This window comes from Corynebacterium sp. 13CS0277 (assembly GCF_002994655.1).
In the GTDB taxonomy this organism is placed as follows: domain Bacteria; phylum Actinomycetota; class Actinomycetes; order Mycobacteriales; family Mycobacteriaceae; genus Corynebacterium.
In genome coordinates, this window is the sequence record NZ_PPDL01000013.1 from 26270 (window position 1) to 40221 (window position 13952).

Consider the following 13952-nt stretch of genomic DNA (forward strand, 5'->3'; position numbering starts at 1 on the left):
GCTGTGCGCACCCAAGAATTCCGCGCCATCGCCGTCGCCCACCACGCCGACCGCGTCGTCGTGACACTCAACCGCCCGGAGGTCCGCAACGCCATCGACCAGGTCATGGTCGATGAGCTCCACGCCGTGGCCGCCGAGCTGGAACGCACCCCGAAAATCCTCATCCTCATCGGCAGCGACGGCATCTTCGCCTCCGGGGCGGACATCGGGCAGCTGCGCGAGCGCCGCCGGGAGGACGCCCTGCGGGGCGTGAACTCCACCCTGTTCGCCCGCCTCCAGGCGCTGCCCATGCCCGTCATCGTCGCCGTCGACGGCTACGCCCTCGGCGGCGGCAGCGAACTCGCCCTCGCCGGCGACTTCCGCATCGGCACACCCCGCATCATCGTCGGCCAGCCCGAAACCGGCCTCGGCATCATCGCCGCCGCCGGCGCCCTGTGGCGGCTCAAAGACATCGTGGGCGAACCGCTGGCCAAAGACATCTGCCTCGCCGGCCGGCGGCTGGACGCGGAGGAAGCACTCGCCGCGGGCTACGTCACCGAACTCCACCCCCCGGAGGAGCTTTTGCCGGCCGCCCACCGGCTCGCCGACCGCATCGCCCGTCAGGACCCGCTCGCGGTGCGGCTGACGAAGCAGGTGTTCCACGCCCCCCGCGAGGCGCACCCCATGATCGACAACATCGCTCAGGCGATCTGTTTCGAATCCCCCGCCAAGTTCGACCGCATGGAGGCCTTCCTCCAGCGCACGAAGGAGAAGAACCAGTGACCACCCACACCCTGCCCGCCCGCATTGGTGTTCTCGGGGGCGGCCGCATGGGCGCCGGCATCGCCCATGCCTGCCTCATGGCCGGCGCCACCGTTACGGTCGTCGACATCAGCGTCGAAGCCACGAAGGTGGCGCGCGCCCGCATCACCAAAGACGTCGACGGCTCCCTCGCCCGCGGCGCCGAGGGCACAAGCGAGGAGATCCTCGGCCGCCTGCAGCTCGCCACCGATGTCGCGGCCTTCGCCGACTGCCCCCTGGTCATCGAAGCGGTGCCCGAAAACTTCGAGCTCAAAGCCGAAGCCTTTCGTAATATTGCCGCCGCGAACCCGGAGGCCATCATCGCCACCAACACCTCCTCGATCTCCGTGAGCGACCTGGCGGCGACCCTCGAGGATCCCGCGCGGGTGCTGGGCCTGCACTTCTTCAACCCGGTGCCCGCCAGCACCCTGGTGGAAATCATCCAGGCCGAGCACACCCCAACCGCGCTCATCGACCGCGCCCGCGGCTGGGTGGCGGAGCTGGGCAAAACCCCCGTCGTCGTGCGCGACGCTCCCGGCTTCGCCTCCTCCCGCCTCGGGGTGGCGATCGCCCTCGAAGCGATCCGCATGGTGGAGGAAGGCGTGGCCAGCCCCGAGGACATCGACACCGCCATGGTGCTCGGCTACAAGTTCCCCGTCGGCCCGCTGAAACTCACCGACATCGTCGGCCTCGACGTGCGCCTCGGCATCGCCGAATACCTCGAATCCACCCTCGGGGAGCGCTTCGCGCCCCCGCAGCTCATGCGCGACATGGTCGCCGAGGGCCGGCTGGGGAAGAAAACCGGCGCAGGTTTCTACACCTACTAGCGCTCCACCAGGGCGTTCGTGATGCGGGCGGTGCACAGCCGCCGGCCCGCCTCGTCGACGAGGACCACCTCGTGGCTCGTCAACGTCCGCCCCAGCTTGATGGCGGTGGCGGTGGCGGTCACGAACCCCTCGGTGGCGCTGCGGTGGTGGGTGGCGTTGATATCCACCCCGACGGCCACCTTGCCGGACGCGGAGGCATGAATGACGGCAGCCCAGCTGCCCACCGCCTCCGCGAGGCACACCATCGCACCCCCGTGCAGTAGGCCTAAGGACTGCCGATTGCCCTCCACGGGCATGCGGGCCACGACCCGCTCGGCGGACTGCTCGAGGACCTCGACGCCCATCTTCTCGTCAAGCTGGCCGAGGACAATCTCCCACGTGTCTTTGCACATGCCCTCCACCTTACCGACCGGATAGTCGGCAGGTGTTCTCTTCTCAACAAAGGATGACTCACATGACCACCCCCGTTCTGCCCAGCTACCTCGGCGACACCTGGGTCGCCCCCGACAACCCCACCCGCGCCGCCCTCGCCGTCGACGCCTCCACCGGCGCCGAACTCTACCGGGTCTCCACCGAGGGCCTCGACATCGCCGCCGCCGTCGACTACGCCCGCACCACCGGGCAGCGCAGCCTGGGCGCGCTCACCTTCCACGAGCGGGCCCTGAAGCTCAAGGAGTTGGCTACCTACCTCAACGACCACCGCGAGGAACTCTACGAGATCTCCGCGCGCACGGGTGCGACCCGCCGCGACAGCCTCATCGACATCGACGGCGGCATCAGCACCCTGTTCACCTTCTCCTCCAAAGCCCGCCGCGAACTACCGAACTCGCAGGTCATTGTCGACGGGCCCACGGAGGTGCTGTCCAAGGACGGATCCTTCCTCGGCACCCATATCTACACCCCGCTGCTGGGGGTGGCCGTGCAGATCAACGCCTTCAACTTCCCCGTGTGGGGCATGCTCGAAAAATTCGCCCCCGCCTTCATCGCCGGGGTCCCCACCATCGTCAAGCCCGCCACCCCCACCGGCTACCTCACGGAAGCCTGCGTGCGGCTCATCGTCGACTCCGGCATCCTGCCCGCAGGCGCACTGAGCCTCATCTCCGGCTCCGCCCGCGACCTGCTCGACTACCTCGATTACCGCGACCATGTCGCATTCACCGGCTCCGCGGCGACCGCGAACCTGCTGCGCAGCCACCGCAACGTCGCCGAGGGTGGCGTGCGCTTCACCGCGGAGGCCGACTCCCTCAACGCCGCCATCCTCGGGCCCGACGCCGACGACGCCGAATACCAGGCCTACCTCAAGGTGCTGTTCCAGGAACTCGCCGCCAAAGCTGGGCAGAAGTGCACCGCCATCCGCCGCGCCATCGTGCCGGCGGACCTCGTGGAGAAGGTCGCCCGCGACCTCGCCGCCCAGGTCGAGGCCAAGGTGCGTCTCGGCGACCCCCGGGACGACGGCACCACTATGGGGCCGCTGGCCTCCACCGAGCAGTGCGCCGACGTCACCCGCGCCGTCGAGGCACTCATCGCCGCCGGCGGGAACGTCGTCCTCGGCGGCCCCGAAGGCGCGGAGGGGGCGTTCTTCCCGCCGACGATCCTCACCTTCACCGGTGAGACCCCCGACGCCGTCCACGACACGGAAGCCTTCGGCCCCGTCGTCAGCATCCTCGGCTACCGCGACCTCGACGAGGCCATCGCACTCGCCGCCCGCGGCCAGGGCTCCCTCGTCGCCACCGTGTGCACCCACGATCCGGCGGTGGCCCGCACCCTCGCCCGCGGCATCGCCGCCCACCACGGCCGCATCCACCTCCTCGACCGCGACGACGCGAAGACCACCACCGGCCACGGCTCGCCCCTGCCGCACCTCATCCACGGCGGCCCCGGCCGCGCCGGCGGCGGCGAAGAACTCGGCGGCATCCGCGGCGTCAAGCACTACATGCAGCGCACCGCCCTCCAGGGCACGCCCGACCACCTCACCGCTATCACCGGCCAGTGGCACCGCGGTGCCACCACCCAGCGCGTCACCCGCGCCGACGTCGAGAACGGCACCGCCGACCACCCCTTCCAAAAGGACTTGAGTGAAATGCGGCTCGGCGACCAATTCGCCTCCGACCTGCGGGAGGTCACCCTCGACGACATCACCCACTTCGCGGAGACCACCGGCGATACTTTCTACGCCCACACCGACGAAGACGCCGCCGCCGCCAACCCCTTCTTCCCCCGCCGCGTCGCCCACGGCTACCTCCTCGTCAGCTGGGCCGCAGGCCTGTTCGTCGAACCCGCCCCGGGGCCGGTGCTCGCGAACTACGGGTTGGAGAACCTCCGCTTCGTCACCCCCGTCACCTACGGCGACAGCATCCGCGTCGAACTCACCGCGAAGAAGATCACCCCCCGCGTCACCGACGACTACGGCGAAGTCGCCTGGGACACCGTGCTGTACAACCAGAACGACGAACTCGTCGCCACCTACGACGTGCTCACCCTCGTCGAAAAGCAGCGCACCACGCCCAAGCCCACCCGCGGCTAAGGCCAGGCCACTGGCCACACCCAACGCCCCCGTCGCAGCGCGCGGCGGGGGCTTTGTCGTGCCTGTGGACCAAGGTTCGCACCCCCTACCACCTGCGCACACGGTGTGGGCGGGGTGAGTTATCCACAGGCTTGCGCGCACCCCCTAGATTTCCGGGTTGCTGTGCTCTTAGGGTGTGCGGCATGGATTGGATCAGCCTCACCCAGGCCATGCCCAGCATGACCTCCGAACAGCGGCGCGCAGCGATGGAACAAGCGCAGCCGCAGCTTCGCGCTGCCCAACACCTCCTCGCCGAATACGCCTACTACGCCGATCAAGACAACGCCGGTGACGAGGTCGCCTCCCCACGCACCGAGGACTACCTCGCAGAGCTTTATGCTGTGCCCGCCCGGGAAGCAAAGAAGCTCATCACCCGGGGTGCGTCGATGTACAAGCCGGTGCGGAAAGACCAGCGCGCAGCCCAAGCCGAATTCCGCGACATGCACCTGAGTGGGCAGCTGAGTGACGCCACGGTCGATGACATCAATGCTGCGGTGGTGAAAGCCAATGAGGGCAAGGCCACCCCGGAGGATCCCACCGCGCGGTTGGAGTTGGCCCGCCTGGTGGCTGGTCGGCCGATCAAGGACGCGAAGCGCATGTTGAAGGAGCGGCAGGAGCCGGCTTCGGATCGTGAGCCTGCGAAGCCGGGGGCGGAAAGCCTGCACTGGAGCAGCACCACGGACGCTGATGGCTTGTACACGTTGACGGCGAAGTGTGATCCGACGACGAAGGGTCTTCTTGATGGGTTTATCGCCCAGGGGGAGGCCGTGATGAAGGGCGCTTTGCGGCACTCGAAGAAGACCAAGAAGAAGGATGATGAGGGGCCGAACCCGGCGTGGCTTGCGATCGAGGGTTTGAAGCGGGCTATCACTGTGGGTAGTGGGGCGCCTGCCCTGGTGGTCAGTGTCACTGCCCAGGAGTTGCTCGGCACGCAGGCTGAGTATCTAGCAAGCACCGGTGGCACGTTGAATGGCCACGAGGTGCAGGCACTGATCGATGAGGCGGATTGGTGGTTGTGTATCCACGATCCGGTCACCTTCGTCCCCATCGCACTGGGGCGCACGGAGAGGCTTGCGTCGGTGGCGCAGCGGATTGCGTTGCACGCGGAGCAGGGTGTGTGCCAGGCAGACGGCTGTAATCAGGGCAGTGCCCGGTGTCAGGTGCATCATTTGAAGGCCTGGCGGTACGGCGGCAAAACCGACGTCGACAATCTCGCGTTGCTGTGTGCCAGGCATCATGGGCTGAACCGGGACGCGGGGCCGAACCGCAGCCGGGGCCAGTTCCAGAGGGACGCTGACGGCAGGGTGAGGTTTAAGTTCCGTGGCCGGGCCACGGCAGGAGAGTCGACGATGTCGCGGTTCGCAGCGGGTGAGACGTTGCGGCACTTGCGGGGGCCGTAAGTAGTGGGGCGTGAGCAGCCCCCGGATCCAGGGGTGGTCCGGGGGCTACTCGTCGTGCCTAAAAACAGTTCTTCGGCACGCTCTCGCAGGCAACACCATCGTGATCCCCGTCGAGGCGGGAGACATAATCCGGGTTGCCTTGATACATGGGGGCAATGCCCAGCTTGTACGCCTGGCAGCAGTTACTCGCGTACACGGGCTTGGGTTCCTCCGGCGGGGGAGCAAGGAACCCGACAGGCGCCTCCGGGGTCTCCTCCGGAACATTCGCCTCGACGACCTCCGGGGTGGGCTCCACCGGAGGCAGCGGCGCAGGCTCCTCCATCGGCTCCGGCGTGGGCTCCTCGGTGGTGATGATCGTCGTGGTGCTGCTGGTGGTCCGCGCAGAGCTACTCGTGGTCCGCGTGGTGCTGCTCGTGCTGCTGCTGGTGCGCGTTGTGCTGCTCGTGGTCGTGGAACTCGTCGTTTCCGGGGCGGCGGGCTGCTGCTCTTCGAGTTCCTCAGTGTCTGCCATGGCTATGCCACTGATGGCCAGCACGATAGTTGCGATCCACACCTTGCCCCAGTGGCGCGGCCTGCGGGGTGTCGAGCCTGCGGGTACCAGGCTGTTGGTGGCGGCGCGGGAGTCCTGCGCATCCTTCCACAGCATCCACGCGCCCGGTAGGCCGAGGCCGAGGCCGGTGAGGATGAAGCTGGGGCTGCCGACCAGCGGGCCGAAGACGATGAACATGGCCGCGAGGATGAACGAGACGAAGGCAAGCAGGCGCAGCAGCGCCTTGAGGGCACGAGAGAGGGGCGACATGGTACTTACAAGGGTGTGAACGGTTGGGGAGTTTCAGCATAAGCCACGAACGCAGTGGTGGAAGTTTCAGTACCCTGGGCCCTATGACGAGCACCACACCGCAGCCTTCGACGCGTGAGCGCATCCTGGAGCAGGCGCGCCTGTTGTTTTCCTCCCGCTCCTACGCGGACGTGTCAGTCAAGGACATTGCGGTGGCGGCGGGCGTGTCGCCCAGCCTGGTGATGAAGCACGGCATTTCCAAGGAGCGCATCTTTGAGGACACCTTGGATTTCTCCGCCTCCGGGGAGACGATGTTCGGCGGCCCTTTCCCTGAGGTGGGGCGCGCGGCCGTCGCCGAGACGCTGTCCGCCCCCATCGATGCCCCGTATTCGATGGTGCGGATCCTGTGCGTGGCCGGCGGCTCCGATGCGACGTTGGCGGCGATGGGGGAGCGCATCAAGCGCGACATTACGGGCCGGCTGTGCGCCCGCATAGCGGCGGAGGCGCCCCACCCGCACCCCGCCCCGGAGCAGCGCGCCCAGGCCGCCGTTGGGCTGCTCATCGGCTTGTCGTTCATGCGCCGCGTCGGCGACCCCGATTTCGCCACCCACCCGACAGAGGTGGTGGAGGACTACTACGCGACACTCGTCCAGTCGGTCATTGACGGCTATTAGGCCACCAGGTGCACCAGGCCGAGTACGACGCCGAGGACGATGATGGGCACCGCGATCGTGACCGCCGCGATGTCCTTGTAGGACTGCTTGTGGGTCATGTTGCACACCAGCAGCATCGTGAGGATGGCGCCGTTGTGCGGCAAGGAATCGAAGGACACGGACGCCATCGCGATGATGCGGTGCAGCAGCTCGACTGACAGGCCCTCCTGGGCGGCCATTGTGGAGAGCTGGTCGGCGAACGCCTCCAAGGTGATGGAGAGGCCGCCGGCGCTGGAGCCCGTGATCCCGGAAATCACCGCCGTGGACAACACGCCCACGGTCAGTGCGCCGCCGCCGACCTCAAACAGGGAACTCTTGATGAAGGCAAACACCGCCAGGGACGCCACCACCGCGCCGTAGCCCACCTCGCTGGCAGTAGTGAAGCACGGCAGGATCGCATTCTTCGCCCCCTCGGACAGTTCGCTGAGCATCAGCGGCACGAGCCGGGGTCGCACCGCGAAGATGAGGATGATGGCGGTGACGATCGCGACGACGACACTCCACACGCCCTGCACGGCCGTAATGCTCGTCGCCCCGTACTTGTCCTCGGCGAGGTAGTCGAAGTTCATCCGCTGCGCGAAGACGCTGAGGAACAGGTAGTTCATGCCGATGACGACGGCCACCGGTGCCAGGCCCATCAGCGCCCGCAACTGCCACCGGTTCGCGCCCGCGCCGGCAACATGCTCGACGTGGGTGTGGCTCGCCGGATCCTCCAGGTGCGTGACGACGTGCCCCGGCTCCACGTGCGGCTGCGGCTCAATCGCCGGCTCCACGAAGGGCACCGCCGCCGGGTCCGCCGGCGCATCCGCAGCCTCCGCGGGCAGGTACGTCTCCCCGGCGGCCCGCAACGCCCTGATGCGGTACTCCAACCACGCCATCCCCAACGTGAACATGATGACCGCAGCCACCAGCCCCAGCACCGGGGCCGCGTACGTCGTCGTCGCGAAATACCGCGTCGGAATCACGTTGTGCACCTGCGGGCTGCCCGGCAGCGCCGCCAGAGCAAACGTGATCGTGCCCAGCCCCAGCGCGGCCGGCATCAGCCGCTTCGGAATCCCCGCCTCCTGGAACAGTGCCGAGGCGATCGGAACGATCGTGAACGCCACCACCCAGGCGCTCACGCCACCATAGGTCAACAGTGCCGTCGCTACAACGGTCGACAACATGGCCCGCTTCGGCCCAAAGAGGCGGGAAATACCCTGCGCCAAGTCCGCCGCCAAGCCGGAGGAACTCATCAACTTGCCGAAGATGGCGCCCGCAAGGAACAACGGGAAGAACGACACGATGAACTTCCCCAACGCAGGCATGAAGATCTGGGTATACGTCGCCAGGAGCGGCACGCCCGAAAACACCGCCGCCACGAGTGCCGCAATGGGGGCCACGGCCACGACGCTATGGCCGCGATAGGCCAACACCAGCAAGACGGCCAGGGACAATACGATGCCAAGAAGGGGAATCGTCACGGGTACCTCCCACACGTGTCAGGAACATGCTGCACAGCGCAGCGTGGCTTGCGACACAGATTACTGTGAGCCGCGCAATGGTGCGGGATTTTTCGTGACGGTGAACACTATGCACCCCCACGGTGCAGGGGCAAGGCGCGCCGGCGGGGGTAACGCGTGCTGTGACAAAGTCCATGGCCGCAGCAATTCTCAGCGTTGTCCCTGATAATGCGCGGTCGACGCAGGGGCGTGGCGAAAGAGTGTGACAGGGGGACCGATGCGTCCGGCCTGTCGGTGATAGCGTGGCGGCACCCAGGCGACGGACAAGGGGCGGCAATGGCGTGGTGGAAACGACTCTTTAAGAAGAAGGAATCCCAGGACGACAAGGGATACTTCTACGTTGTCCGCCCTGACGGCGAACTGCTCCGGGCTGAGTACAGGACGTACGGGCCGCCGGGGACGGTCCCTATCCTGCCTGACGGTTACCTTGAGAGCCTCACCGATGAGGACTTCGAGGAAATGGCGCGGGACTTTGACCGCGCCGTCGCGAACGCCACGCCTATCAACGAGACTGCAGGGGGCAAGAGATGACGTGGCTGCGTCGCCGCAAGAATAGAGGCCGCCGACTCGCGAGGGGCACGTACTACATCCTTCACCCCAATGGTGAGCTGGAGCGGGTTGACTACGAGTCTGACGGTCCCCTCGGAACGGATCCCTATCTCTCGCCTGAATACGTGGAAGAGATGATCGAGGCCGTCGTCAATCGTGCTCGTCAGCGAGCCGGCTTGGAGTAGTCGTAGTAGGTCAAGGTCGTCCACATCCATCCGGCGAATCCGAAGAGGAGAAACAGGGTGCCGACGGTGTGCACGGCGGAGCCGACGATGGGGAATTCGGAGCTGAGGTCGGTATCGGTGGCCGTCACTTCCGGGGCGGCGTGGGCGGCGGGCAGCGTCGAGAAGGGCAGGGTGCATACTAGGAGGGCGGCGGCAAGGCGGCGCATGGCGGATCTCCAAACAGAGGGGGCCTACAGGGGGAGTTACTGCTGGTCTTTTTACGCCCACTCTAGCGCGAGAAAACCCCCGCAGAGCTGGCTGCGGGGGTTGTGTTAGGCGCTGCGGAGCGTGTCGTAGATGACGGAGAAGTCTTTCGCTCCGGCGCCGCTGTCGGCCAGGTGGCGGTAGATCTCGGCGGCGAGTGCGCCGAGCTGCGCGCGGGTGCCGGTGGCGGCCACTTCGTCCATCGCGAGACCGAGGTCTTTGACGATGAGGTTGGTGGCGAAGCCGGGGGTGTAGTCGTTGTCGGAGGGCGCGGTGCCGAGCACCCCGGGGGCGGGGCAGTTGGTGGTCAGTGCCCAGCAGGCGCCGGTGGAGTTCGACACCACGTCGAAGAAGGCCTGCGGGTCGAGGCCGAGCCTTTCGCCGAGGGTGAGGCCTTCGGCGATGGCGATCTGCTGGATGCCGAGGATCATGTTGTTGCACAGCTTCGCGGCCGCGCCGGCGCCGACGGGCCCGCAGTGGGTGGTGGAGCGCCCCATGATGTCCAGGGCGCAGGCGGCGTCCGCGAGGTCGTCTGCTGCGCCGCCGACCATGAAGGCGAGGGTGCCGGCGGCAGCACCGGTGACTCCCCCGGACACGGGGGCGTCAATGTAGCGGTGGCCGGCGGCGGCGAGGTACTGGTGGTTGTCTTTGGCTTCGCCGACACCGATGGTGGAGGAGTCGACGAAGAGGGTGCCGGGGGTGCACTCCGGGGCGCACTCGGCGAGGACGCTGCGGACAAGGCTGCCGTTGGGCAGCATCGTGACGACGATGCGTGCCTCCCGTGCGGCGTCCGCGGCCGAGTCGTGGAGCTGCACCCCGGCGGCGGCCGCTTTCTCCCGGGCGATGTCGGTGACGTCGAAGCCGTGGACGGTGTGCCCGGCGGCGACGAGGTTGGCCGCCATGGGGCCGCCCATGTTGCCGAGGCCAATGACTGCGAGTTCCATGGTGCTCTCCTTAATCCATGACGGGCATGACGAAGGATGCGCCGGCGGCGTCGTCGAGCCAGCGGGACGTCACCGTCTTCGTCTTGGTGTAGAAGCGGAAGGAGTCGGGGCCGTGCTGGTTCAAGTCGCCGAAGCCGGAGGCCTTCCAGCCGCCGAAGGTGTGGTAGGCGATCGGCACGGGGATGGGCACGTTGATGCCGATCATGCCGACCTGGACGCGCTGCGCGAAGTCGCGGGCGGTCGCCCCGGAGGAGGTGAAGATCGCCACCCCGTTGCCGTACACGTGCTCGGAGGGCAGGGCGAGGGCCTCCTCGTAGGAGTTCGCGCGGAGGATGCAGAGCACGGGGCCGAAGATTTCCTCCGTGTAGATGCTCATGTCGGGGGTGACGTGGTCGAAGAGAGTCGGCGCGACGTAGTAGCCGTCGGCGAGCGACTGGCCGTCGAACTCCGCGTCCGTTGCGCCCTGCCCGCGGCCGTCGATGAGCAGCTCCGCGCCGGCGGCCACACCCTCGCCGATGAGGGTGGTGATGCGTTCCTTCGCGGCGGGGGTGATGACGGGCCCGTAGTCGGCCTCCGGGTCGAGGGAGTGCCCCACCTTCAGCTGCGGGATGCGCTCCAGGAGCTTGTCGCGCAACTTCTCAGCGGTGTCTTTGCCGACGGGCACGGCCACCGAGATCGCCATGCAGCGCTCCCCGGCGGAGCCGTAGGCGGCGCCGACGAGGGCATCGGCCGCCTGGTCGAGGTCCGCGTCCGGCATGATGATCATGTGGTTCTTCGCCCCGCCGAAGCACTGGGCGCGGATGCCGCGCTCGGCGGCGGTGGTGTAGATGTACTGGGCGATGGCGGTGGAGCCGACGAACCCGACTGCCTGGATGGCGGGGTGGTGCAGAACCGCGTCGACGGCTTCCTTATCGCCGTTGAGGACGGTGAACACCCCGGGCGGGCCGCCGGCCTCGGTGAACAACTCCGCCAGGCGGAGCGGCACCCCGGGGTCCCGTTCGCTGGGCTTGAGGACGAAGGCGTTGCCGGCGGCGAGTGCCGGGCCGGCCTTCCACAGCGGGATCATGGCGGGGAAGTTGAAGGGGGTGATGCCGGCGACGACGCCGAGGGGCTGCCGCATTGAGTAGGTGTCGATGCCGCCGCCGACAGAGTCGGAGAACTCGCCCTTGAGCATGTGGGGTGCGGACAGGGCGAACTCGAGCACGTCGACGCCGCGGATGACGTCGCCCTTGGCGTCCTCGAAGGTTTTGCCGTGCTCGAGGGCGAGGACTTCGGCGAGCTCGTCGAGGTGCTCGCCGATGAGCGCGATCCACTTCATGAGGACGCGGACGCGCTTCTGGGGGTTGGTGGCCGCCCAGCCGGGCTGTGCGGCGACGGCGGTGGCGATGGCGGCGTCGACTTCCGCCGCGCTCGCGAGGTCGACGGTGCCGCGCACCGCGCCGGTGGCGGGGCAGAACACGTCCTGGGTGCGGCCGGAGGTGCCGGCGGTGCGGGTGCCGTTGATGTAGTGGCCGTAGGAAACGGGGCTCATGGGGACAACTCCAATCGTGGGAAAAGTGACCACCGCTACATGGTGTGGCTCACAGCCTAGTGTGAGCCAGCGTTCTGTGCGGCGAATTGTGTGTCGGTGAACACGATTCACCCCCGTGGGTCCTGGCTGCGCGGCTGCCGTGGGGGTAGCCCGAATGGGGTTAAGCTGGGCCCTATGACTGCTTTCCGTCCCCGCCTCGCGCTGCTGGGAGTTGCCTACGGCGCGCTCGCCGGCGCGATTGCCGCCGCCGTGTTCGTGGCGATGCACGCCGCCCAGCACACCCTCTGGGAGCACTTGCCGCAGCGGTGGATGATCGCCCCCATCGTGTTCGGCGCCGGCGCGCTCATCGCCTACCTGGACACCCTGCTGCCCGGGGCGGGGCACCGCCGCCGGGGCGCCGTGCTGGCGCTCAGCGCGTTTCTCGCGGTCGTCGCCGGCGGCGCCATCGGCCCCGAGGCGGGCATCATCGCCGTGGTGGGGGAGTTGTCCGCCCTCGTGGCCGCCCGCCTGCGCGACGCCCACGAGCGGGACCTCATCGCCGAGATCGGGGTGGACGCCTCCCTGGGCGCCCTCTACGGCTCCCCGGTGGCGGGTGTGCTGTTGGGCTCCCGCCGCCTCGACGGGCGAAAGGTGCTGCAGCTCGTGGCGGCGACCGCCGGCCTGGGCGCGTTTCTCGGCGTGGTGATGCTCAGCCACACGCCCTCGCTGCGCATCCGCGCCGAGATCACCCTGACCTGGGATGCGCTGCCCGCTGTGGTGGGGGCGGCACTGCTCGCGGCGGCGGTGGGCTGCGCCTACACCTGGGCCGACCGCCTCGCCGTCCGCCCGCCCTCGGCGCGGGTGACGCTCGTGGGCAGCGCCCTGCTGGCGGTCGTGTTCACCGCGTGGCCGCACCTGCGCTTTGCCGGCGATCAGGAGCTGCTGCAGATCGGCACCCACCCCGAGGCCTACGCGCCCGCGGCACTCCTGCTGGGGGCGGTGGCGAAGCTGGGGGCGGTCATCCTCACCGTGCGCTCCGGGTGGCGCGGCGGGGTGATCTTCCCCATGCTGCTCGTCGCGACGATGCTCGGCACGGCGGTCGCGCCGGTGGGGGTGACGGCGGTGGCGGCGATGGGCGCGCTGCTCACGGTGGTGACCCGCAAGCCGCTCGTCGTGTTCTTCGTCGTGCTCTTCCTCGTGCCGGGCCTGGCGTACGTGCCGCTCGTCATCGGCATTGCTGCCGGCGCGCTGGCGGCGCCGCTCGCGGCGGAGCCCACAGAGCACCATTAGGTAGCAGGCGTGCTGCGGCGTAGGGTGGGGGATAGTCCACACGGCTGATGCTGTGTTTCTTACTCACAGGAGTTTTTCTGATGCCTACCCAGCGCCACTGGCGCACTCTCGCAACCGGGGTGCTGTTCATCATCACCGGCTGCCTCATCTTTGCCAACCCCCTGTGGAACATGGCGTTCCTCGGGTGGTTCTTCGCTTTCTGCGTCTTCGTCGACGGCATCGTCAGCCTCGCCGACTACTTGTCCCATGAGAAGCGCTCCGGATGGAAGCTTGTCTCCGCGATCCTCGGCATTCTCGTGGGCATCGGCCTGCTCGCCGGCGGGCTGCTGGAGCAAGCCAGTCTCGTACCCTTCTTGCTGGGCTTCTGGCTGCTCATGGTCGGCATCGGGCGCATCATGCTTGCGGTGAGCGAGGGGAAGGTGATCGGCAAGCGAGCCACCACGGTGCTGCTGCTCAGCGGGGTGGCAAGTGTAGTGTTCGGCCTCGTGGTGCTGGCGAACCCACTGCTCTCCGCCGTGGCGGTGGTGTACGTCATCGCCGTGACCTTCATCGTCTACGGAGTGCTGCGCATCGTGGAGTTCTTCAAGACACCGGCCTCATAGCACACCCCCTGCCCTGCTTTGCGGGGCATTTTTTTTCGTTTCCGCCCTCACCCTCCCTCTCGCGCT

At 67.9% G+C, this 13952-nt stretch carries 14 protein-coding genes; 8 read left to right on the plus strand and 6 right to left on the minus strand.

What is annotated here, in order from left to right:
- The first annotated feature begins 27 nt into the window (after positions 1 to 27).
- Complete coding sequence (locus C1Y63_RS06870) at positions 28 to 762, plus strand: enoyl-CoA hydratase/isomerase family protein (protein WP_199189082.1); 735 nt, start codon at positions 28 to 30, stop codon at positions 760 to 762.
- 47 nt (positions 763 to 809) lie between these two features.
- Positions 810 to 1607, plus strand: coding sequence for a 3-hydroxyacyl-CoA dehydrogenase family protein (locus C1Y63_RS06875; RefSeq protein WP_233195631.1), 798 nt, complete (start codon positions 810 to 812; stop codon positions 1605 to 1607).
- Here the strand turns inward: C1Y63_RS06875 and C1Y63_RS06880 are convergent.
- On the minus strand, positions 1604 to 1999 hold the full coding sequence (locus C1Y63_RS06880) for a PaaI family thioesterase (protein WP_106015733.1): 396 nt from the start codon (positions 1997 to 1999) through the stop codon (positions 1604 to 1606). The genes C1Y63_RS06875 and C1Y63_RS06880 overlap by 4 nt on opposite strands.
- Positions 2000 to 2061: 62 nt before the next feature.
- Here C1Y63_RS06880 and paaZ point away from each other — a divergent pair, with 62 nt between their 5' ends.
- Both paaZ and C1Y63_RS06890 read left to right on the plus strand, forming a co-directional pair.
- Positions 2062 to 4131, plus strand: a complete 2070-nt coding sequence (gene paaZ, locus C1Y63_RS06885; protein ID WP_106015734.1) for a phenylacetic acid degradation bifunctional protein PaaZ — start codon at positions 2062 to 2064, stop codon at positions 4129 to 4131.
- 182 nt (positions 4132 to 4313) lie between these two features.
- On the plus strand, positions 4314 to 5570 hold the full coding sequence (locus C1Y63_RS06890) for an HNH endonuclease signature motif containing protein (RefSeq protein ID WP_106015735.1): 1257 nt from the start codon (positions 4314 to 4316) through the stop codon (positions 5568 to 5570).
- 58 nt (positions 5571 to 5628) lie between these two features.
- Here C1Y63_RS06890 and C1Y63_RS06895 read toward each other — a convergent pair whose 3' ends face one another.
- On the minus strand, positions 5629 to 6369 hold the full coding sequence (locus C1Y63_RS06895; RefSeq protein ID WP_106015736.1) for an excalibur calcium-binding domain-containing protein: 741 nt from the start codon (positions 6367 to 6369) through the stop codon (positions 5629 to 5631).
- 83 nt (positions 6370 to 6452) lie between these two features.
- On the opposite strand from C1Y63_RS06895, the gene C1Y63_RS06900 reads away from it, so the two are divergent.
- Complete coding sequence (locus tag C1Y63_RS06900; protein WP_106015737.1) at positions 6453 to 7022, plus strand: TetR/AcrR family transcriptional regulator; 570 nt, start codon at positions 6453 to 6455, stop codon at positions 7020 to 7022.
- Here the strand turns inward: C1Y63_RS06900 and C1Y63_RS06905 are convergent.
- Positions 7019 to 8524 (minus strand): GntP family permease, encoded by a 1506-nt coding sequence (locus tag C1Y63_RS06905; RefSeq protein ID WP_106015738.1) that lies wholly within the window; start codon positions 8522 to 8524, stop codon positions 7019 to 7021. The two genes, C1Y63_RS06900 and C1Y63_RS06905, sit on opposite strands and share 4 nt — an antisense overlap.
- Positions 8525 to 8839: 315 nt before the next feature.
- On the opposite strand from C1Y63_RS06905, the gene C1Y63_RS06910 reads away from it, so the two are divergent.
- Complete coding sequence (locus tag C1Y63_RS06910) at positions 8840 to 9094, plus strand: hypothetical protein (RefSeq protein ID WP_106015739.1); 255 nt, start codon at positions 8840 to 8842, stop codon at positions 9092 to 9094.
- A 181-nt stretch (positions 9095 to 9275) separates the two neighbouring features.
- On the opposite strand, the gene C1Y63_RS06915 is transcribed toward C1Y63_RS06910, so the two are convergent.
- From C1Y63_RS06915 to C1Y63_RS06925, 3 genes are all read right to left on the minus strand, one after another.
- Positions 9276 to 9503 carry a hypothetical protein gene (locus tag C1Y63_RS06915; RefSeq protein WP_106015740.1) on the minus strand — a complete coding sequence of 76 codons (228 nt, stop codon included), beginning with the start codon at positions 9501 to 9503 and terminating at the stop codon, positions 9276 to 9278.
- 105 nt (positions 9504 to 9608) lie between these two features.
- Positions 9609 to 10484: a 3-hydroxyisobutyrate dehydrogenase gene (mmsB, locus tag C1Y63_RS06920; protein WP_106015741.1), complete on the minus strand. Its 876-nt coding sequence runs from the start codon at positions 10482 to 10484 to the stop codon at positions 9609 to 9611.
- 10 nt (positions 10485 to 10494) lie between these two features.
- Complete coding sequence (locus tag C1Y63_RS06925) at positions 10495 to 12015, minus strand: CoA-acylating methylmalonate-semialdehyde dehydrogenase (protein ID WP_106015742.1); 1521 nt, start codon at positions 12013 to 12015, stop codon at positions 10495 to 10497.
- A gap of 174 nt (positions 12016 to 12189) precedes the next feature.
- On the opposite strand from C1Y63_RS06925, the gene C1Y63_RS06930 reads away from it, so the two are divergent.
- Positions 12190 to 13284: a chloride channel protein gene (locus tag C1Y63_RS06930; RefSeq protein WP_106015743.1), complete on the plus strand. Its 1095-nt coding sequence runs from the start codon at positions 12190 to 12192 to the stop codon at positions 13282 to 13284.
- An 80-nt stretch (positions 13285 to 13364) separates the two neighbouring features.
- Positions 13365 to 13886 (plus strand): HdeD family acid-resistance protein, encoded by a 522-nt coding sequence (locus tag C1Y63_RS06935; protein WP_158256111.1) that lies wholly within the window; start codon positions 13365 to 13367, stop codon positions 13884 to 13886.
- The last annotated feature ends 66 nt before the right edge of the window (positions 13887 to 13952 follow it).